Origin of the sequence: Helicobacter sp. MIT 99-5507 (assembly GCF_003364295.1) — a bacterium.
In the GTDB taxonomy this organism is placed as follows: domain Bacteria; phylum Campylobacterota; class Campylobacteria; order Campylobacterales; family Helicobacteraceae; genus NHYM01.
This window is the reverse complement of sequence record NZ_NXLO01000003.1, coordinates 358,578-377,185: the sequence shown is the minus strand read 5'-3', so window position 1 is coordinate 377,185 and position 18,608 is coordinate 358,578. Positions and strand designations below refer to the sequence as shown.

Below are 18,608 nucleotides of genomic sequence, written 5' to 3'. Positions count from 1 at the left end.
GAGGGTTTCCTCTCTAGATAAGACATAATAATCCACTCCTTGCTTAGTGCAGGAAGTGTCTATCAAAAAAAATTTGAGTGAATAAGTGTTTTTGGCTATTACCAAAAAAATGGTAAATAGGAGAAGTCAAAGTGAGATCGATTAAAGTAGCCTATTGATGCAAAGATTCTCACAAGATGTTTTATCCTAAATAGTTTCTTTAAGGAATCTAAAATCAATAAATGATTGAACAAAATTCTATAGAACAATTAAAACAAATCATAAATATTGTTGATGTTGTATCTAATTATGTCGAGCTTAATCGTGCAGGTGCAAATTATACAGCAAATTGCCCATTTCATAATGAGAAAACCCCGAGTTTTGTAGTAAGTCCTGCAAAAGGATATTTTAAATGCTATGGCTGTGGTATTGGCGGAGATAGTATTAGTTTTTTAATGCAAAAAGAAAATATTGAATTTTATGAGGCAGTTGAAAAACTTGCCTCTATGTATAATTTCACATTATCATATACAAATACAAACCACACTAAAGATTCTGGTATTGAAAATATACTAGAACAAATAAGCAAATATTATCAAAAGCAATTAAATGCAAATCAAGAAATATTAAAATATCTTGATGATAGAGGAATATCAAGTCAATCGATAGAAAAATTTTCTCTTGGATATAGTGGTGAGAGTAATGATTTTATAAACTTTTTAAATCAAAATAAAATGCCATTTGATAAATTGCTAGAGATTGGAATGATTGGTAAGGGAAAATATACATATTTTGCAAAATTTAATTCTAGGATAATGTTTCCTATATTTTCTATAAGCAATAAAATAATAGGTTTTGGTGGCAGAGCGCTAAGTGGAAATGTAGCAAAATATATTAATTCTTCTCAAAGTAAAATCTTTAATAAATCTAGAATCCTATATGGATATAATCTTGCAAAAGAAAGTATTTTTAGAGATAAAAAGATAATTGTAACAGAAGGCTATATCGATGTTATTATGCTTTTTCAAGCTGGTTTTGGCAATAGTGTAGCTACACTTGGAACAGCTTTGAGTAAAGAGCATATACCATTACTATCCAAAAGTGGTGGTGATATTTTGCTTTGTTATGATGGGGACAATGCAGGGATAAATGCCGCTTTTAAAGCAGCATTATTATTATCACATAAAAGTGGTGGAGTGGTATTGTTTAAAGACAATAAAGATCCTGCTGATATGGTGCTAGAAAATAAAAAAGAAGAGTTGATAAACTTGCTTAATAATCCAATACCTTTTATAGAATTCATTATCAATCATATAGCAAATAAATTTGATTTAAAGATTCCACTTCAAAAAGAAAAAGCATTAAATGAGATTCTAGAGTTTTACAAAACTCTAACTCCAATACTTCAAGATGAGTATAGATTATTTATCGCAAATAGATTAAAAATAGCACCATATCTACTAAAAGCAAAAAATAAAAAAAATACAGAATCTATTATTTCTCAAAACTCAAGCACACAAATTGTAGAAGAAATCATCATAAAAACCATTATGCAAAATCCAAATTTACTTGATTTTAGCCTTGAGTATGTGGATTGTGATGTATTTGAGTTCAAGGCAAATGAATTTGAATGTTTGATAAAAGGTGATATAGAAAATGAGAGATTGATTGGAATCTTGCTTAATGATTCTATTATCGCTTTAGATGATGAGAAATTTAAAAATCAATTGCGTTTGTTTATCATTAGTAAATATACAAAAAAAATGAAAATAATTAAATTAGATAAAAAAATATCATATGAGGAAAAAACAAAGATATTACGAGAGATTCAAGATAAAATAGTATTATTAAAACAAGGTAATTTAGTGAGATTTGATTGATAATGGAATATAATTTGCTTTAATGTTTCAAAATTTTAGAAATACGAGGTTAAGGATATGTCAAAGATTAAAATAGGGATAGCGACAAGTTTTTTAATATTAATGTCAGGTTGTGCTGCATTTAGCGAAGAAGGTGATACTTCAATGATACCACCATCTGCAAATTATTCTCCAATAGAGGCACCAGTATATCCACCACTTAAAGATCCATATACTCCAAATATGCTAACGCATGATAATGGTAGAGTAATGAATATAGATAGATTGAATGTTGGAGAAGCTAATATTCCAAATATACCGCAAGCACAAAATAATTTGCCTCAAAGTGAGATTGTTCCAAACAATCCAAGTGTTGATGTTTATATTAGAGATCAAAGAAATGATTATATGCCAAATTATATTGCACCAAATGAAGTAGTTCCATACACTCAATCTTTACCACAGAATTCTACTCTACCTGTGCAACCAAAACCAAATAGTGATGATAAAAATATGATTCAAAATGCACCGATTTTAACACCAGATAATACAATAGAACTAAGTGCTGTTGGAATGGGTGTTGCACCAGAATCTACAATCTCGCCATCTCAAGCATTGGCTCTTGCAAAAAGAGCAGCAATCATTGATGCTTATAGACAAATTGGTGAAAAAATGTATGGAATCCGCTTAAATGCACAAGATACAGTTAGAGATATGGTATTAATTAATTCTGTTGTAAAAACAAAAGTCGAAGCACTTATAAAAAATGCAGAGATTATTGAGACTGTTTATAAAGATGGATTATGCCAAATTACTATGGAATTAAAACTAGATGGTAAAATATGGCATAAAATATTAAGTGATGTATAAAATATAGACTATGAAAAATCTTTTATTGATCATTTTTTTTGGTATTTTATTTAGCTCCTGTGGAACTCCATCTTTACCAAAGGAGCAAACAAGAATCGATCAAAAAGATTTAAAATTAGTTTTGATAAAAAGTAAAAATATTAGTTTTTATGATTTTGGGCTTTTAAGCCTTACTCCAGAAATCACTCTTGAATTATTTAAACTTGGCAAATCAATAGGTAAATTTATCATAAAAGAAAGAGAAATTTGCTTTATTGATGATTGTGCTCCAAAATGGGTTGCTAGCAAAGCTTTTTTTGGTGATGTTGGCTATGATACTTTATTTGAAGAAATATTAAGCAAAAAAGATATTTTTGATGGTATTGGAAAAAGTCTAAATGCAAATGGCGTAATAGCACAGAAATTTAGCTTTGGTGGAAATGATTTTATATACGAGCATTCACCAGATATAATATATTTTAGAAATCTTACAAGCGGTATTACTGTTATTATTGATAAGTTTAAAGAATAATTTTAGATTCTAAAATATTTTTTTATTATCAAATAATTATTATTTATTAAACTAAACTTTTATAAGATTCCAAATCTTTAATTAGGAGCTTGATATGAATAAAATGGCAGATAAAACAAATGCAATAAAGGAATTTTTTAAATTTTGTAGTGATAATGAAGTTGAATTTGTAGATTTTAGATTTACTGATATTAAGGGAACTTGGCATCATATCAGTTTTTCTATGAATGTTGTTAATGAAGAAAGTTTTAATGGATTGCTAATTGATGCTTCATCGATTCCAGCATGGCAACCAATAAATAAATCTGATATGCTGCTTATACCAGATCCAATTAGATATTTTTTAGATCCTTTTACTGCAGATACTACTGTTGTAGTTTTCTGTGATGTTTGGGATATTTACAAAAATCAACCATATGAAAAATGTCCTAGAAGTATTGCAAAAAAAGCAGTCAAATATTTAGAAGAACAAGGTATAGGTGATGTTGCTTTTTTTGGTCCAGAAAATGAATTTTTTGTATTTGATAGTATAAAAATGAAAGATACAATAAATTGCCAATATTATGAGATTGATACAGAAGAGGGTGAATGGAATAGAGATAGAGAGTTTGAAGGTGGTATCAATATTGGACATAGAAGCGGGACAAAAGGTGGATATTTTCCAATTCCACCAATTGATACTATGGTAGATATTAGAGCAGAAATGGTAAAAGTGCTAAATCAAGTAGGATTAGAGACTTTTGTCGTTCATCACGAAGTGGGACAAGCTCAAGGTGAAATAGGTGTAAAATTTGGTGATTTGTTAGAAGCAGCAGATAATGTGCAAAAATTAAAATATGTAGTAAAAATGGTAGCTCATCTAAATGGCAAAACTGCGACTTTTATGCCAAAACCACTATATGGAGATAATGGAAGTGGCATGCATGTACATATTAGTATTTGGAAAGGTGGCAAGAATCTTTTTGCAGGTAAAGAATACCAAGGCTTAAGTGATATAGCATTGTTTTATTTAGGTGGAGTTTTAAAACATGCAAGAAGTATTGCTGCATTTACAAATGCTTCTACAAATTCATATAAAAGACTTATTCCAGGATTTGAAGCACCAAGCATTCTTTCATATTCTGCACAAAATAGAAGTTCAAGTGTTAGAATCCCATATAATAGCGGTGAAAAAGCAAAGAGAATGGAGTTTAGATTCCCAGATAGCTCAAGTAACCCTTATTTAGCTTTTGCATCACTGCTTATGGCAGGTTTAGATGGTATAACAAATAAGATTCATCCGGGCGAGCCTATGGATATAAATCTATTTGAATTAACTCTTGATGAAATTAGGGAACGAAATATAAAACAACTTCCTCATACATTAAGAAGTGCTATAGAAGAAATGCTTATAGATAGAGAGTTTTTAAAATATGGAAATGTGTTTAGTGAAGAATTTTTACAAACATATAAAGCTTATAAATTTGAAACAGAAATTTGGCCATGGGAGGCTAGACCACATCCATTTGAATTTGTAAGCACATATTCTTGCTAGGATTTTAAAATTTGTATGATTAAAAAAACTTGTGTAGTTTTGTGTGGTGGCAAAAGCTCTAGAATGGGATCTAATAAGAGCATTTTACCTTTTGGCACTAATAGGCTTATCACTTACCAAATCACAAAGCTATCACAAATATTTTCAAATGTAGCAATTTCCCTAAAAGAAAATAAAAAAGATGAAATACTTAGAATCTTATATGATGATATATCAAAAAATAATATCAAGATAAATACGCAATCTATTCAAATCATCACAGAAGATTTAGAGTATTTTAGCCCATTATTTGGCATTTTAAATTGTTTTAATACTCTAGATATTAATGAAATATTTTTTATTCCAATAGATTATCCTTTCATAAGAATTCACACAATTAATACATTGATAAATAATAGCAATACTCATGATGTGATTTATGCAAAAGATTCTAATAAGATGCACCCTTTGATTGGGATTTGGAAAAGAGATATAAAAGATAAGATTGCTCAATCTCTACGAAATAATGAATTTAAGATTCTTGATTTTTTATCATCATGCAATACAAAGTCAATATATTTTTCTACAGATGAATTTATGAATCTAAATACTAAGCAAGATTATGAAAATGCCATAAAAATATTAAGGGAATAATATGGCTCAAAATGAAGAAAAAACAGAACTCCCTAGTGATTATAAAAAACAAAAAGCTAGAGAAGAGGGAAATGTAAGCAAAAGTCAGGAAGTAACAGGATTTTTAGCATTATTATTTGGACTTGGTATTATATTTTTCTTATTGCCATTTTTAGGTAGAAGAATAGAAAATTTATTTGTTTATGTTATGAATTTTAGGCTAGATAATTTTAATGATTTAGGAATGTTAAATCTAGCTATTTTTATTATCAAAGAAAGTATTATTATCATTTCTCCAATATTTTTGGTTTTGGTGATTGCTGCTATTGCTGGCAATGTCTTGCAATTTGGATTCTTATTTACTATAAAAACTATTATTCCAAAATTCTCAAAGATAAATATGATTACAGGATTTAAAAATCTACTTTCAATAAGAAAATTATTAGATGGCTTTCTTATTACATTAAAAGTATCTATCGCTTTAAGTCTTGGTTGTTTTGTATTTTTAGGATTCTTGCAAGAATTGCCAAATATCGCATTTTTAAATATTTTTTCTCAATTAATATGGTTGAAAGATAAGGCATTGATACTTGGTGCTATATTGCTTGTGTTATTTTTCTTTATGGCATCACTTGATTTTTATGTTCGTAAAAGACAATACACTCAAAGCTTAAAGATGACAAAACAAGAAGTAAAGGATGAATTCAAACAATTGCAAGGGAATCCACAGATTCGAGCCAGAATCCGCCAAACAATGAGAAAAATGTCTTCAAGAAAAATGCTATCTAATGTATCAAAAGCAACTATTGTTATCACAAATCCTACGCATTATGCAGTCGCATTAAAGTTTGTATTGCACGAAGATATTGCCCCAATTGTAATAGCAAAAGGCACAGATTTACTAGCAATTAGAATAAAAGAGATAGCAAGAGAATACAATATCCCAATTAGAGAACAACCAAAATTAGCAAGGGATTTATATAGATTGTGTGAGATTGATGATTATATTCCACAAGAATTATTTAGGGCAGTTGCAGAAATCTTACAAACTACAGAACAAATAGCATCACAGATGAAATAACTATATTTATTTATCAAGTATTTTTAATGAAATCAAGACTAAAATATCCTCTTTTATTTATTATCAAAGGTTAGTTTTTATATGTTCAAGAAAAATAGCAATATTCCATTTTACATTATTTTAAGTTTGATTGCTTGTTTGTGTATTTTTATATACACTTCTCCAAAATTTGAACGAACTCCCCCAAATATCGAGATTCCAGATATTACTTATTGGAATCTAAAATGGAATGTGCCAGTTAAATTGCTAGATTCTAGTGGTATTAAATCTTATAAAGTTAGTTTCATTAGAAATGACGAAATTATAACTCTTATTGATAAAAAAATTGAAGATAACAAAAAAGATATTGAGTTTTATTTACCAATTCCAAAAATAAATATTACAGATGGTGATATTTTAAAATATAAAATCGAAGCTACTGATAATAGCAAGCATAATTTTTTTCTTGGAAATACAACACAAAAAGAATTTGAGATTATTGTAGATAGGATTCCACCAGAAGCAAGAATCATCGCTATGAGTAATAAAATTGCTCATGGTGGAAGTGCAGCAGTTGTATTTTTTGCAAAAGATGATAATTTAGCAAGTATATCTATTAGTAATGGATATCAAAACTTTGTGGCTTTTCCGTTTATAAAAGATGGCTATTATGTAAGTATTGTTCCATGGTCAATACACAATCCAAGCTTTAGAGGTAGAATCATTGTCGAAGATAAGGCTGGTAATATAAAACGTTCAAATATTGGTTTTGCTAGATATTCTAGAAATTATCGCGTATCTAATTTAAGCCTAAAAGATAGTTTTATTGACAATAAAATAGTTTCTGTTATTGAGAGTGCAGGCACTATACCAATTGATGCTTTTTCATCAAGATTAGAGATGTTTAAATACGCAAATGAGACAATTAGAAATAATGATGAAAATATGATTTATGATAAGATTTTGAATTTGGACTTAAAAAATTCATATCAAATTAATGCATTTAAACCTCTAAAAGATTCTGTTATTGTAGGGATTTTTGGTGACCATAGAAAATATACACTAGATAAAGAGCCAGCTGGAGAATCCTATCACTTAGGGACAGATTTAGCAAGTATCAAAAATGCACAAGTTTTTGCTTCAAATGATGGAGTTGTAGTATTAAAAGAAAGTCTTGGAATCTATGGCAATACGATTGTTATAGATCATGGGCTTGGGATTTATACCTTGTATTCTCATTTAAGTGAATTTTATGTTAAAGAAGATGATGTAGTAAAACAAGGTGATATCATAGGAAGGACAGGGGCTAGCGGTCTTGCATTTGGCGATCATTTACATTTTGGAGTATTAATCCAAGGTGTTTTTGTATTAAGCACTGAATTTATGGATAGTAGATGGCTTAAGACTAATATAAATGATGTTTTAAGTGAAGCAATGAATATTATAGAGAATAAATGATGCCAAAGATAAATCAACAAAATATTAGAATCTTTCATATATTAGGTGAAAATAATGATGATGAACTGCTGGCATTCTTAAAAAAGAATTTGCCACTTTTTAAAGGATATTTACTTGTATTTGATTATCTAAGCGATATAGTAAAAGATTTTTTAGATTCTAGTGATGTTGATTATATTAAAAATAAACATTTAAATTTTATAGACAACAAAGAAGAAAGTAAAAAGATTTTAGAGCAAATAAATACTAAGCAAGAAGATTCTGCTTTAAAGGAGAATCCTTTATCTATAAAATCAAAATTTATTAACAAACTAGTTAGAAGTGGTGAGAGTATAATATATAGCGGTGATATTTTGGTTTTTAATCGTGTAAATAGCGGAGCATTGATAGAAGGTAAAAATAATATTTGTATTTTTGGTGAATGCAATGGTGATGTAAAATGTGATGGTGAATTTTTGATATTATCTAAAATTACAAAAGGAAAAGTTACTTTTCAAGGTAATATCATCACTGCTAATATGTTAAAATATAAATTAAATCTAATATATAAAGATAATAATGAATTAAATATTAAAGATATTTTGTCGCTTTAGATTCTATAGATTTATTATTTTTTTGAGGTATTTACAAATGAATCAAAGAACTATAAAAAATAGCGTTGAGTTAGTTGGTATTGGACTTCATAAAGGCGTGTCTGTAAAAATGATATTAGAACCTCTAAATGAAGATAGCGGTATAGTGTTTTTTAGAAGTGATTTGGGTAAAAGCATAAAACTATCTCCAGATAATGTCATAGATACCACTTTGGCAACTGTTCTTGGAAATGGTGAAGCAAGAATCTCTACAATCGAACATCTTTTATCTGCAATACATGCATATGGTATAGATAATCTTAGAATTATATTAGATAATGAAGAAGTGCCTATAATGGATGGTAGCTCTATTGGATATTGCATGCTATTGGATGAAGCAGGTATAGTAGAGCAGAGTGCAAAAAAACGAGCTATTGCTATTAAAAAAACTATTGAAATTAATGATGGAGAAAAATTTGTAAAAGTCGAGCCAAGTAATAAAACTATTTTTGATTTTACTATCAATTTTTCTCATCAATCAATAAAAGAGCAGCATTATAGATTTACATATTCAATCCAAGCGTATAAAGATGAAATTGCAAGAGCTAGGACATTTGGATTTTTACAAGAGGTAAATTATTTACGTTCAATTGGACTTGCAAAAGGCGGGAATCTCTCAAATTGCATAGTCCTTGATGAGAGTGGAATCCTAAATAAAGAGGGTCTAAGATATAAAGAAGAGTTTGTTCGTCATAAGATTTTGGATGCAATTGGTGATATGAGTATTCTTGGTATGCCATTAATGGGGACTTATATATCATTTGCAGGTAGCCACAAGCTAAATCATTTTTTGACAAAAAAAATACTATCACAAAGTGATGCATTTGAAATCATAACATTAGAAGATGAGGTGCAAGAAGAAAATCTTGAATACGCAACAACACAAGTGTGATATTTGCCTAATTAGTGTTTCATCACCAATTTTACTTGGAATCTATATTGATAATAAACTGATAAAAAAGTTTGAATCTATTGGTAAAACAAGTGATATTCTGCCACAATTATTTAGTGAAGTGATGAATGAATATTGTATAAATAGAGTATTTTATGCAAATGGTCCTGGCAATTTTAGTGCATTAAAGCTCACACATATATTTTTACAAACATTAAGCATAATAAATAATATAGAGCTTTTTTGTGTGGATTCTTTCTATTTTACTAAAGATGATTTTATAGAGGCTTATGGTAGAATCCACTTTTTAAAAGAAAATAATGATATAAAAACAATCAAGCTAGAATCCAAACAAAATGCAGTATTTAAATTGCCTTTTGTGTTAGATGCTACTAGGTTTAGCAATTCTTGTTTTCCGCTTTATATTTTACCTGCCACAATAGGAGTTTGATTGATAGTAAGGGTCCCTGCTACAAGTGCAAATCTAGGTCCGGGTTTTGATACTCTTGGATTATCTCTTAGCTTGTATAATAGATTTGAAATTTCACCATCAATAGTGCAAAGTATCAAGATTGATGGCGAAGGTAGCAATATTCCAAAGCTTTTAAAAGATAATAGTTTTATAAAAATTTTTAAAGAGATTTATTATGAATTAGGTGGAGATGTAAAAGATTTTACTTTTCATTTGAAAAATGAGATTCCAATTTCTCGTGGTCTTGGCAGTAGTTCTGCTGTTGTAGTTGGTGCGATAATATCTGCTTATGAGATACTAAAAGTATCATATACAAGAGATTTGATACTATCTAAAGCAATAAAATACGAAAAACATCCAGACAATATTACACCAGCAGTAAATGGGGGCTTTAATATTGCTATGATAAAAAACTCTAAAGTATTTTATATAAGACATAAGATTCCAAATGATATAAAAGCTGTTGTTGTTATCCCAAATAAAGCAATATCTACTCGTTATTCAAGAAGAGCATTGCCAAAGCAATATAGTTTGAATGATGCAGTATTTAATATATCTAGGTCATCAATGCTTGCTGGTATATTTTTATCAAAAAGATGGAATCTGTTAAAAATTGCAGGGGAAGATAAAATCCATCAAGATAAGCGAATGGCATTATTACCAGCATTGTTTGCAGTTCGCAAAGAAGCACTAAAAAGAGGTGCATTAATGAGTGTATTATCAGGTAGTGGTTCGACATTTTTAAATATTTGTTATCGTGATGATGCACCAAATCTTGCTAAAAGCTTGAGTAATAAGTTTAGAGAATTTAGAGTATTGGAGTTGGAATTTGATAATATTGGATTTAATATAGAATAGGCTTTTTGATATAATGATAAAAATTAGAATGTGTATTTGTTGCAGAAGGCGGTTACATCAAGATTCTCTTTTACGATTGCAGATTAAAGATGGTATATTATCTTTATATACTATGAGTGGTAGAAGTTTTTATATATGCGATACTTGCCTGATGCAACCAAAAATAATTAATAAAATTTGTAAGATTTTAAAAATTAGTAATAATGAAAAAAATGTGAATTTTTTTAAGGAGATAGCTTATAAATGGCAAAAGAACAATTACCAAAAGTAAAAGTTGGAGAGATTGCAAGAGAATTAGGCATTAAAGCCAAAGAAGTTTTAATTAAAGCAAATGAGATTGGTATTGAAATAAAAAGTGTTAATAGCAGTGTTGAAGAAACAAAAGCAGAAGATATTTATAAATATATAACACAAGGCATAGTGCCTGCAATGCCTATTGCAGATTCTAAAAAGCAAACAAAAGCAGAATCTACAACAAAAAAAACAGCTACAAAAAAAGCTACACCTAAAGTTAAAAAAGAAGAGGTAAAAGAACCTGTAATAGAGAAAAAAGTAGAATCTACAAAAAATATCAAAGATGAAGAACCACCAAAAGTAGAATCTGTTGTAAAAAGCCCAGAAGTTAGAAAGATAATTATTGTATCTAAAAATGATACTAAAGATTCTGCTCCACAAAAAAATTTACTAGAAAATATAGAAAAAGCAAAAGAAGCAAAAGATAATATATTGCACCCAATAGATATTCCAAAAGCAGATATAAAACCAAAGAAAAAATCAAAAGAGCATAAAAAGATTCAAAGCCATAAAGGAAATGAACAAAAAATTGATATCAACAGAAATCTAGGTGATACTAGAATCGATGATGATGAAGAAGAAGTAATGATGTTTGATATCAATCAAATAGATAATAAAAATGATGAAGAAAAAGAAGAAAAAATTACAGATAGAGTTAGAATCCAACGTGCAAATCCTTGGTTTTTAGACAATATAGGTAGAGGAAGACAAAAAAGCAAAAATAGAAATCACAAAAAAGATACTTCAAACAATAATATATCATCTATAGACAATACAAAAGGAACTATAAGCATTCCTGATGAAATTAGAGTCTATGAATTTGCAGATAAAGTAAATCTAAGAGTTACAGATATTATCTCAAAGCTATTTAAAATGGGTGAAATGGTGACTAAAAATGATTTCTTAGATGCCACTACAATAGAACTTTTGGCTGATGAATTTAATTTGAATATAGAATTATCAAAAGCTACGCAAGAATTAGAATATCTTAGTGATGATACAAATGATGTAGAATTAGTTAGCAGAGCACCTGTTGTTACTATTATGGGGCATGTTGATCATGGTAAAACATCATTACTTGATTATATTAGAAACACCAGAGTTACAAAAACAGAACATGGTGGAATCACACAGCACATTGGTGCTTATATGGTCAATAAAAATGGTAAAAATATTACTTTTATTGATACACCAGGTCACGAAGCATTTGCTAGCATGCGTTCTCGTGGAGCACAAGTGACAGATATTGCAATCATTGTAATTGCTGCAGATGATGGTGTAAAACAGCAAACCAAAGAAGCTTTAGCCCATGCAAAAGATTCTAATGTGCAAATTATTATTGCTATGAATAAGATGGACAAAGAAGATGCAAATGCAGATAAACTAAAAGCTGAAATGGCAGAACTAGGATACAACCCAGCTGATTGGGGTGGAGAATATGATTTTGTTCCAGTGAGTGCAAAAACAGGTGAAGGAATAGATAATCTATTAGATACGATTTTGCTTCAAGCTGAAATCATGGAATTAAAAGCAAATATTGCAGCAAAATCAAAAGCAGTTGTGTTAGAAGGAAGCCTTGATAAAGGAAAAGGTCCAGTAGTAACAGCAATAATTCAAGAAGGAAAACTAAAAGTAGGTGATAGTATCGTTGCTGATACTGCATATGGAAAAGTTAGAGCATTAATAAAAGATAATGGTCAAAATACAAATGAATTAAATCCATCAGAAATTGCACTTTTAGTTGGGTTAAATGAAGTTCCTAGTGCAGGGTCTATTTTAGTTGGAGTTCAGAGCGATTCTATTGCTAAAGAATATGCAAATAAGAGAAAATCATATTTAAGGACAAAAGAATTATCAAAAAGCACAAAAGTATCATTTGATGAATTAAGTAGTGTTGTTGCAGAAGGTAGGCTAAAGCCACTTAGGATTATATTAAAAGCCGATACTCAAGGCTCACTAGAAGCACTAAAAGTCTCACTAGAAGCATTAAGCAATGATGAGGTAAAAGTAAATATTATTATTTCTTCGGTTGGAAATATTACAGAAAGTGATATAGATATCGCTGCAAGTTCTAGCGATTGTTATATTTTAGGATTTAATGTAAAACCTCTATCAATTCTAAAATCAAAAGCAAAAGAGCAACAAGTCAGCATAAATAGCTATTCAGTTATTTATAATCTAATAGATGATGTTAAACTCATTATCTCAAAAATGATGTCTCCAATCATAGAAGAAGAAATCATTGGCAATCTTGAAGTAAGAGATATTTTTAGCATAGGAAAAGGAAATGTGATTGCTGGATGTTTTGTCCTTGATGGCACTATTTTTAGAAATTCAAAAGTAAATCTATTTAGAAAAGATAAATTAATTCATTCAGGTAATATTTCATCGCTAAAGCGATTTAAAGATGATGTAAAAGAAGTAACAAAAGGCTATGAATGCGGTATCATGATAGATTCTTTTAATGATATCAAAGTAGGTGATAGCCTGCAAGTGATAAAAGAAGTTGCAAAACAACAACAAATATGAATAATATAAAATTATTAAAAATACAATCATTGCTAAAAGAAATCTTGCAAGAATCTTTATTTACTCTAAGCGATACTAGATTAAATAGCCTAAGTATCACTAGAGTAGAGTGCAAGGGTGGCAAAGAATATGCAAAAGTATTTTTTGATACAACAGGTATTGATGAAAACGAACAAAAAGAAATATTAAAACTTCTAAAAAAAGCAAATAATTTCATTAGAGAGCAGTTACAAAGTTCGCTTGATTGGTATAAAACACCAAATCTTAGTTATGAATTTGATAAAGAAATGCAAACTCTAAATAGATTAGATTCTATATTTAAGCAAATCCAAAAAAAGGATAGCAATGATTGATAGTGAGTTAGAATCCCAAATCACAAAGATTGTGGAGAAAAATGGTTATTTTCTATATGATATTGAAGTATTAAGAGAAAATGACGCACATATTCTTCGCATATCTATTACTTCTAAAAATGGCATAAATCATAATGATTGCCAAAAGATAAATGATTTAATCTCGCCATTGCTTGATGTTTATGATCCCATTGATGGAGAATATTTCTTAGAGATTAGCTCACCAGGATTAGAGAGAATCTTAAAAAAACCAAATCATTTTAAATTATCAATTGGAGATACCATCGAGATAAAATTACTTGATAAAACAAAAATTATTGGAATCTTAAAAGAAAGTGATGATAATGGATTTTATCTAGATTCTACCTATTATAAATATAGTGATATTAAAAAAGCTAAGAGTGTTTTTATTTGGTAAATTATGATTTTTATATGGATATTGCTATATCAAAGGCTTGGGAATCCCAAGCACTAGCTTTGCCAAATCCTGCTGTAGGGGCTTTGATCTTGGATTCTAATAATGCCATTATTGCTTTAGAATCTCATAAAGTCTTTGGTGGTGCTCATGCTGAACTCGCTGCATTAAAAACTGCATTTATAAACTTAAGTGGTGATACAAAAATAAATGAAATTATAAATCCATTTGAAATTTATGATTATCTAGTAAAAAACCACAATGGATATTTTTATCATACAAAAATATTTGTTACACTTGAACCTTGTGCCCATAGCGGTAAAACGCCATCTTGTGCTAGATTATTAAGTATTTTAAAACCTAGTGAAGTTATCATATCTCATAAAGATATAAATAAACCTGCAAGCGGTGGAATAGATATTTTAAAATCAAGCAGTATAAAAGTAACATATGGAATCTTAGAAAATAAAGGCAGGGATTTATTATTTCCATTTTTGTGTATGTGTGAGAAATCATCATTTATACTTTATAAAATCGCACAAAGACTAAATGGCAGTTTTGAAAATGGAATAATCTCAAGCAAAGATTCTATGATTTATTCACACAAAATGAGATCCATTGCAAATAATATAATCATATCGCAAAAAACAATCCTAACTGATAATCCTCTACTAGATTCTAGGCTTGTTTGTGGAAATGCACCTAATGTAATTGCCATTGGTAGAGAAAATAGATTGGAGAAGAATCTAAATATTTTTAAAGCAAATAGAGAAGTTGTATTTGCAAATAATATCGATAAAATTGCACTAAATGGGTTTAATATCTGTGAGGGTGGGGCGAATTTTTTTGAATTTATAAAAGATAGGGTTGATTGTTTGCTTGTATTTTTATCTCCAAATATGCAAAAAGGTAGAAATTTTTTTAGTGATTTTAATGGCAGGATTCTGCAAACACAAAGTATTGGTAGGGATATTGCATTATGGATAAAAAGAGATTAGATTTATATCAGCTAGAAAATGGATATTGTTATAATAGCGATAGTTTATTTTTATATCATTTTATAAAAAGATTTTTAAAAAATGATATAAAATTGCTTGATATTGGCACAGGTTGTGGGGTTTTGGGGCTTTTGTGTGCTAGAGATTTTAAAATAAAGCTTAGTTTAAGTGAGATAAATGATACGATGGCAAAAATTGCATTGATTAATGCAAAAAAAAATAATATTGCTTGTGATATGATTGTTGGCAATATTTTGGAATCTGGTTTAGAATCTAGTAAAGAAAAATTTGATTTTATCATCTCAAATCCGCCATTTTATAGGAAAGATATCATAGATTCTAAAAATAAATTTATTTTTTTAGCAAGGCAGAGTGAGAATCTTCCACTTCATTTATTACTTAAGTTTGTAAAATCTATTTTAAAGCCAAATGGAACTTTTATATTTTGTTATGATGCAAAAGAGATAAAAAATGTTTTTAATGCTATTAGTGATACTAATTTTAATGTAGATGAAATGGCTTTTGTCTATCCTAAAGTATCTAAAAATGCAAATTTAGTTATGATAAAATGTAAAATCTCAAAAAGCCAAACAAAGATTCTAGCTCCATTGTATAATTTTATAGATAAAGAGCATTCAAATGAGGCAAAAGAGATTTTTAGACTTTGTAATACTTTTAGCATTAAGGTATCAAATTTGGAGCAAATACTATGATACAAAAAGATGGTTTTGATTTTGTATTTGATGAGAGTAAATGTAAAGAATGCGGTGGAAAGTGTTGTATTGGCGATGGGTATGTTTTTTTGGAAGTTGATGAAGCACAAAAAATAGCACAATATCTAAATATGAGTCTTAAAGATTTTGGTATGCAATATTTACGCAAAGTTGGCAATAGATATGCATTAAAAGATAATGAAGATAGCGCTGATTGTATTTTTTTAGATTCTAATAGAGAGTGCAGTATTTATGAGTGCAGACCAAAAAATTGTGCTAGTTTTCCATTTTGGGATATTTTTAAGAAAAATCCACAAGGAGCTTTTAGGGAATGCATGGGTGTATTAAAAAAATAATATCATTATTGTTTTGTTGTTTTGTATTTGTTTATGGGCAGAATCTTGAAGATGATAAGATTTTTGAAGCTTTATCTTTTATTGATGTAGGTAATTATAAAAGTGCAATAGAAATTTATAATGAGATTTATAACTCTACAAACAAACTCGAATATCTAGAAGAAGTAATAAAGCTATCTATGATGATTGGTGATACTGCAAATGCACTTAATTATATTCAAAAATATCAAAATATTGATAACAAAAATTTACAAGTAAAATATATACTTGCCAATATATATATGATGCAAAGAAACACCAATAAAGCGATCTTGACATATGAGGAAATTATAAAATTAGAGGACAAAGACGATCTAAAGAAAATTAATTTTAAAACTTTAGGCGGATTGTATGCACTAAAAAAAGAATATAAAACCGCACAAAAATACCTAATACAATCATATGAGATAGAAAAAGATAAGCACACACTTCTACTTATCACTTCTACTAATATATATTTGAATGATTTTGCTAGTAGCCTACCTTTTATAAAAGATTATTTCAAAGAAACAATAGATAGCGATTTTGCTCAAATCATAACCCAATTATCTTTTACTCAACTATCTGTTAATGCTAAAAGTTTAGAAGAATTAAAACCTTTATTTATTACTTATTATGAACAATATCCAAATAGCACAAATGCTAGTAATTTATATAGAGTTTATATCATTGATGACAATCTAGATTTGGCATTGTCTTTAGCAAATAAGCATGATTTAAATTTAGAGCCAATTGTTGATAAATATTTATTTATTAAGGATTATAAAAATGCTAGGATTGTATTAAAGCAACTACTAGATAAAAAAGATGATGGTTTTTATTATGGTATGATGGCTATTATTGATTTTGAAGAAGCACAAGATAAAAAATCTGTATTAGATGATGTGATTAGTAATTTTAAAATTGCTCTAAAAGATAATAATAATCCAACATTTGCTAATTATTTGGGATATTTGCTAATTGATTATGATATAGATATAAATGAAGGTATAAAATATGTAGAAAATGCCTTAAAAGAGGAGCCAGATAATCCTGCATATTTGGATTCTCTTGCATGGGGTTATTATAAATTACATCGATGTAGCGAGGCTTTAGACGTAATAAATAAAATAGACAAAGAAACTCTTGAGAGTGAAAAAGAAATAAAAGAACATTTGGAGCATATAAGGAAGTGTTTGAAGTAATATCTAGTGTTTTTTCTAAAAAAAGTAAAATAGAAAGCTTGATAGAAAAAACAAAAAGCAATGTCGAAAAAAGAAATAAAGAATTTGATTTTGATTTGCTTGGTAGGAGCTTATCACTTAATCCATATCCACCCCGTGCATTTGATTTTGATTTTTCACTCTTTATCAAAGATGATATCATAAAACTAAAATGCATCAAAGATGAATCTAGCATTTCTAATTTGCCTAATAATTTAGGTCTAATTATCGCAGATACAACTTCGCTAAAAGATATTTCTTTGATTGCCACTCTTAGGCGATATACTCCATTTATCATCATTCACAAAGATATTATTATCTCAAAATATCAAATCTTAGAATCTGCTATCTATGGTGCTGATATGATTATTTTAGATTCTTCTATATTAGATTTTAAATCATTTGAAATATTATTTAATTTTTGTATACATTTGGGGATTAGAGTAGTTGTAGATTCTAGTATTGATATTCCTAGTGATATTTTTAGCAATATTGATTTTATGATGATTGATAGTTTAAAAACAAATATTGTTACTAATAAGATTGCTATATATATAGAGAATTAGCAATTAAATTTAATATTTTTAGTATTTTTTTGATTTTTATGCTAAAAATCCAACTTATAAACTTTTGTAAGGAGATAAATATTTATGTCTTTAATGATAAATGATGAATGTATAGCTTGTGATGCGTGTAGAGAAGAATGTCCTAATGAGGCTATTGATGAAAATGATCCTATATATTTAATCGATCCAGATAAATGCACTGAATGTGTTGGATATTATGATGAGCCTGCTTGTATTAGTGTATGTCCTGTAGATGCGATAGTAGCAGACCCTGATAATGTCGAGAGCATCGATGAGCTAAAATATAAATTTCAAAAATTATCTCAAAGAGATTAATATAGTTTGCAATGTTACAAAAATATTTTGCTAAAAGCATAGCATTGCTAAAGCTAAAATCTACTAATTA

Annotated in this window: 20 protein-coding genes and 1 pseudogene; all 21 read left to right on the top strand. The window is 28.6% G+C overall.

Translation table 11 applies throughout. The features are described 5' to 3' along the window. The first annotated feature begins 221 nt into the window (after positions 1-221). The 21 genes and pseudogenes from dnaG (at position 222) to CQA42_RS06635 (ending at position 18,538) form a co-directional block, all read left to right on the top strand. A complete protein-coding gene (dnaG, locus tag CQA42_RS06735) occupies positions 222-1,859 on the top strand; it encodes a DNA primase (protein ID WP_220271581.1) in 1,638 nt (545 codons plus the stop codon). Positions 1,860-2,273: 414 nt separating this feature from the next. Next, positions 2,274-2,708: pseudogene (locus CQA42_RS08470) on the top strand (LPP20 family lipoprotein); the annotation flags it as partial. A 10-nt stretch (positions 2,709-2,718) separates the two neighbouring features. After that, positions 2,719-3,219, top strand: a complete 501-nt coding sequence (locus CQA42_RS06725) for a hypothetical protein (protein ID WP_115583900.1) — start codon at positions 2,719-2,721, stop codon at positions 3,217-3,219. 94 nt (positions 3,220-3,313) lie between these two features. Beyond that, the gene (gene glnA / locus CQA42_RS06720) at positions 3,314-4,753 is read left to right on the top strand and encodes a type I glutamate--ammonia ligase (RefSeq protein ID WP_115583899.1); all 1,440 of its coding nucleotides are present in this window, start codon (positions 3,314-3,316) and stop codon (positions 4,751-4,753) included. 15 nt (positions 4,754-4,768) lie between these two features. After that, positions 4,769-5,386 (top strand): NTP transferase domain-containing protein, encoded by a 618-nt coding sequence (locus tag CQA42_RS06715; protein WP_115583898.1) that lies wholly within the window; start codon positions 4,769-4,771, stop codon positions 5,384-5,386. A 1-nt stretch (position 5,387) separates the two neighbouring features. Then, positions 5,388-6,446, top strand: a complete 1,059-nt coding sequence (flhB, locus tag CQA42_RS06710; protein ID WP_115583897.1) for a flagellar biosynthesis protein FlhB — start codon at positions 5,388-5,390, stop codon at positions 6,444-6,446. A gap of 81 nt (positions 6,447-6,527) precedes the next feature. Beyond that, on the top strand, positions 6,528-7,883 hold the full coding sequence (locus tag CQA42_RS06705) for a M23 family metallopeptidase (protein WP_115583896.1): 1,356 nt from the start codon (positions 6,528-6,530) through the stop codon (positions 7,881-7,883). After that, positions 7,880-8,476, top strand: coding sequence for a septum site-determining protein MinC (locus CQA42_RS06700; protein WP_115583895.1), 597 nt, complete (start codon positions 7,880-7,882; stop codon positions 8,474-8,476). Before CQA42_RS06705 ends, CQA42_RS06700 begins: the two co-directional genes overlap by 4 nt. A gap of 37 nt (positions 8,477-8,513) precedes the next feature. Further along, complete coding sequence (lpxC, locus tag CQA42_RS06695; RefSeq protein ID WP_115583894.1) at positions 8,514-9,407, top strand: UDP-3-O-acyl-N-acetylglucosamine deacetylase; 894 nt, start codon at positions 8,514-8,516, stop codon at positions 9,405-9,407. Further along, on the top strand, positions 9,382-9,858 hold the full coding sequence (locus CQA42_RS06690; protein WP_115583893.1) for a hypothetical protein: 477 nt from the start codon (positions 9,382-9,384) through the stop codon (positions 9,856-9,858). Before lpxC ends, CQA42_RS06690 begins: the two co-directional genes overlap by 26 nt. Next, positions 9,859-10,737: a homoserine kinase gene (gene thrB, locus CQA42_RS06685; RefSeq protein ID WP_115583892.1), complete on the top strand. Its 879-nt coding sequence runs from the start codon at positions 9,859-9,861 to the stop codon at positions 10,735-10,737. It begins immediately after the preceding gene. Positions 10,738-10,750: 13 nt separating this feature from the next. Then, a complete protein-coding gene (locus tag CQA42_RS08525; protein ID WP_309544424.1) occupies positions 10,751-11,008 on the top strand; it encodes a DnaD domain protein in 258 nt (85 codons plus the stop codon). Then, positions 10,981-13,560 (top strand): translation initiation factor IF-2, encoded by a 2,580-nt coding sequence (gene infB, locus CQA42_RS06675; RefSeq protein WP_115583890.1) that lies wholly within the window; start codon positions 10,981-10,983, stop codon positions 13,558-13,560. The genes CQA42_RS08525 and infB overlap by 28 nt, the downstream gene beginning before the upstream one ends. Next, entirely contained in the window at positions 13,557-13,913 is a 357-nt protein-coding gene (rbfA, locus tag CQA42_RS06670) for a 30S ribosome-binding factor RbfA (protein ID WP_115583889.1), read from the top strand. Before infB ends, rbfA begins: the two co-directional genes overlap by 4 nt. Then, a complete protein-coding gene (gene rimP, locus CQA42_RS06665; RefSeq protein ID WP_115583888.1) occupies positions 13,906-14,331 on the top strand; it encodes a ribosome maturation factor RimP in 426 nt (141 codons plus the stop codon). The genes rbfA and rimP overlap by 8 nt, the downstream gene beginning before the upstream one ends. 14 nt (positions 14,332-14,345) lie before the next feature. Continuing rightward, the gene (ribD, locus tag CQA42_RS06660) at positions 14,346-15,326 is read left to right on the top strand and encodes a bifunctional diaminohydroxyphosphoribosylaminopyrimidine deaminase/5-amino-6-(5-phosphoribosylamino)uracil reductase RibD (RefSeq protein WP_147289269.1); all 981 of its coding nucleotides are present in this window, start codon (positions 14,346-14,348) and stop codon (positions 15,324-15,326) included. Beyond that, a complete protein-coding gene (locus CQA42_RS06655; protein WP_115583886.1) occupies positions 15,308-16,039 on the top strand; it encodes a tRNA1(Val) (adenine(37)-N6)-methyltransferase in 732 nt (243 codons plus the stop codon). The genes ribD and CQA42_RS06655 overlap by 19 nt, the downstream gene beginning before the upstream one ends. Beyond that, positions 16,036-16,395 carry a YkgJ family cysteine cluster protein gene (locus tag CQA42_RS06650; protein WP_115583885.1) on the top strand — a complete coding sequence of 120 codons (360 nt, stop codon included), beginning with the start codon at positions 16,036-16,038 and terminating at the stop codon, positions 16,393-16,395. The genes CQA42_RS06655 and CQA42_RS06650 overlap by 4 nt, the downstream gene beginning before the upstream one ends. After that, on the top strand, positions 16,371-17,618 hold the full coding sequence (locus CQA42_RS06645) for a hypothetical protein (RefSeq protein ID WP_115583884.1): 1,248 nt from the start codon (positions 16,371-16,373) through the stop codon (positions 17,616-17,618). Before CQA42_RS06650 ends, CQA42_RS06645 begins: the two co-directional genes overlap by 25 nt. Beyond that, entirely contained in the window at positions 17,606-18,202 is a 597-nt protein-coding gene (locus CQA42_RS06640) for a hypothetical protein (RefSeq protein WP_115583883.1), read from the top strand. Before CQA42_RS06645 ends, CQA42_RS06640 begins: the two co-directional genes overlap by 13 nt. An 84-nt stretch (positions 18,203-18,286) precedes the next feature. Next, positions 18,287-18,538: a YfhL family 4Fe-4S dicluster ferredoxin gene (locus CQA42_RS06635; RefSeq protein ID WP_115583882.1), complete on the top strand. Its 252-nt coding sequence runs from the start codon at positions 18,287-18,289 to the stop codon at positions 18,536-18,538. Positions 18,539-18,608 lie beyond the last annotated feature (70 nt).

What these genes read in the sequence shown, in the direction of transcription:
- dnaG (WP_220271581.1), top strand. Translation starts at nt 222, where the DNA reads ATGATTGAACAAAATTCTATAGAACAATTAAAACAAATCATAAATATT.
- ribD (WP_147289269.1), top strand. Translation starts at nt 14,346, where the DNA reads ATGGATATTGCTATATCAAAGGCTTGGGAATCCCAAGCACTAGCTTTG.
- glnA (WP_115583899.1), top strand. Translation starts at nt 3,314, where the DNA reads ATGAATAAAATGGCAGATAAAACAAATGCAATAAAGGAATTTTTTAAA.
- CQA42_RS06635 (WP_115583882.1), top strand. Translation starts at nt 18,287, where the DNA reads ATGTCTTTAATGATAAATGATGAATGTATAGCTTGTGATGCGTGTAGA.
- infB (WP_115583890.1), top strand. Translation starts at nt 10,981, where the DNA reads ATGGCAAAAGAACAATTACCAAAAGTAAAAGTTGGAGAGATTGCAAGA.
- rbfA (WP_115583889.1), top strand. Translation starts at nt 13,557, where the DNA reads ATGAATAATATAAAATTATTAAAAATACAATCATTGCTAAAAGAAATC.
- CQA42_RS06715 (WP_115583898.1), top strand. Translation starts at nt 4,769, where the DNA reads ATGATTAAAAAAACTTGTGTAGTTTTGTGTGGTGGCAAAAGCTCTAGA.
- CQA42_RS06645 (WP_115583884.1), top strand. Translation starts at nt 16,371, where the DNA reads ATGCATGGGTGTATTAAAAAAATAATATCATTATTGTTTTGTTGTTTT.
- flhB (WP_115583897.1), top strand. Translation starts at nt 5,388, where the DNA reads ATGGCTCAAAATGAAGAAAAAACAGAACTCCCTAGTGATTATAAAAAA.
- CQA42_RS06700 (WP_115583895.1), top strand. Translation starts at nt 7,880, where the DNA reads ATGATGCCAAAGATAAATCAACAAAATATTAGAATCTTTCATATATTA.
- lpxC (WP_115583894.1), top strand. Translation starts at nt 8,514, where the DNA reads ATGAATCAAAGAACTATAAAAAATAGCGTTGAGTTAGTTGGTATTGGA.
- CQA42_RS08525 (WP_309544424.1), top strand. Translation starts at nt 10,751, where the DNA reads ATGATAAAAATTAGAATGTGTATTTGTTGCAGAAGGCGGTTACATCAA.
- CQA42_RS06725 (WP_115583900.1), top strand. Translation starts at nt 2,719, where the DNA reads ATGAAAAATCTTTTATTGATCATTTTTTTTGGTATTTTATTTAGCTCC.
- rimP (WP_115583888.1), top strand. Translation starts at nt 13,906, where the DNA reads ATGATTGATAGTGAGTTAGAATCCCAAATCACAAAGATTGTGGAGAAA.
- CQA42_RS06655 (WP_115583886.1), top strand. Translation starts at nt 15,308, where the DNA reads ATGGATAAAAAGAGATTAGATTTATATCAGCTAGAAAATGGATATTGT.
- CQA42_RS06705 (WP_115583896.1), top strand. Translation starts at nt 6,528, where the DNA reads ATGTTCAAGAAAAATAGCAATATTCCATTTTACATTATTTTAAGTTTG.
- CQA42_RS06650 (WP_115583885.1), top strand. Translation starts at nt 16,036, where the DNA reads ATGATACAAAAAGATGGTTTTGATTTTGTATTTGATGAGAGTAAATGT.